This window comes from Thalassotalea sp. ND16A (genome assembly GCF_000764205.1).
GTDB lineage: Bacteria > Pseudomonadota > Gammaproteobacteria > Enterobacterales > Alteromonadaceae > Thalassotalea_A.
The window spans coordinates 1-579 of the sequence record NZ_JQDZ01000073.1 but is presented as its reverse complement, the minus strand read 5'-3'; the positions used below and the strand labels follow the sequence as shown (position 1 = coordinate 579).

Annotated in this window: 1 protein-coding gene; it reads right to left on the bottom strand. The window is 43.9% G+C overall.

All coding sequences use genetic code 11. From position 1 onward, the window contains the following. A partial coding sequence (locus ND16A_RS07300) for a GMC family oxidoreductase N-terminal domain-containing protein (protein WP_033078030.1) occupies nucleotides 1–579 on the bottom strand: 579 nt, incomplete at both ends.

The window sequence follows — 579 nt, the reverse complement described above, 5'->3', positions numbered from 1 at the left end:
GCTTAATCGGATCTAAATATTCACGAGAGGCTGAGCTGCGCACACCGTTTTTAACCGTCATGTGCATAGGGACAAAGCCTTCTTGTTGAGCACTATTATAATCAGCTGTAGTGGCATAACCCGCTTGAGCACCAGCATCAATAAAGGCGCTATACAAAGGGTTTTCCATGTTATTACCGTTATTAACGCCAAGGGGGCCTTTTCCACCACGATGGCTGTTTTCACCTAGATAAAAGCTTTCTGCTTTTTTAAAATACGGTAAACAGGCTTGATAATCCCAGCCATTAGCGCCATGTTGCTGCCATTCATCAAAATCTTTAGCATGGCCACGTACATACACCATGCCATTAATAGATGATGAGCCGCCAAGCACTTTACCGCGTGGGCAGTGCATTTCACGGTTATCTAAGTACTTTTCTGGCTGCGTATGAAATTGCCACGCATACTTATCGGTATTCATTGGAATCGACAGAGCAGTGGGCATTTTAATAAAGATGCTTTTATCGCTGCCGCCGGTTTCAAGTAACAATACCTTGTTACTTGAATCTTCAGACAAGCGATTTGCTAACACACAGCCTG